General features: G+C 37.5%; 1 protein-coding gene. It reads right to left on the bottom strand.

The window, feature by feature from the left end; all coding sequences use genetic code 11:
- Nucleotides 1–400 (bottom strand): ATP-binding cassette domain-containing protein (locus AX662_RS07215; RefSeq protein ID WP_156430703.1); only part of this gene is annotated, 400 nt, incomplete at its 3' end.
- Between the last annotated feature and the right edge of the window lie 237 nt (nt 401–637).

The raw sequence follows: 637 nt of genomic DNA, 5'->3' as shown, positions 1-637 counted from the left end.
CTTTCTTGTCCCACATGTTAACGTAGCGAAGGAATTTTTCAGCAGTCTTTTCAGCCTCTGCCTTACTGATTCCAAGAACCTTGATAGGTGCCAAGGTTACATTTTCAAGAACGGTTTTGTGAGGGTAGAGGTTGAAGTGCTGGAATACCATCCCTGCTTCCTTACGCAATTCTACCAAATCTTTGGCAGAAGCTTCCGTCACATTATGTCCATTAACGATAAGCGTACCGTTATCAATGGATTCCAAGGCGTTGATTGTACGGATGAGGGTAGATTTCCCTGACCCAGAAGGTCCCAAGAGAACCACAACTTGCCCTTTTTCAATTTCTAGATTGATATCACGAAGTGCATGATAATCTCCGTAGTATTTATTAACATTTTTAAATTCAATAAGTGCCATAAGAGCCTCCTATAATGGATTTACTTGTTAGCTTTTCTAACATGTATTAAATTCTAGCATAAGTAAAGACGAAAGTCAAAAAATTCCGAATATTCTTTCAAAACGTTCGGTTTTTACTAAATAATTAATCATTTTTTTGATATAAATATGAGCAAAACAAAAACCCACCCGTAGGTGAGTTTTTTGTTTTATTCACTAGCTTGCTCCCATTGTTTAGAGAGGTAGCGAGAGTAGCTA

Source organism: Streptococcus sp. CCH5-D3, from assembly GCF_001556435.1.
Taxonomy (GTDB): Bacteria; Bacillota; Bacilli; order Lactobacillales; family Streptococcaceae; genus Streptococcus.
Note: the sequence above shows the minus strand (reverse complement) of the source record. Positions and strands in the feature narration are given on the sequence as shown.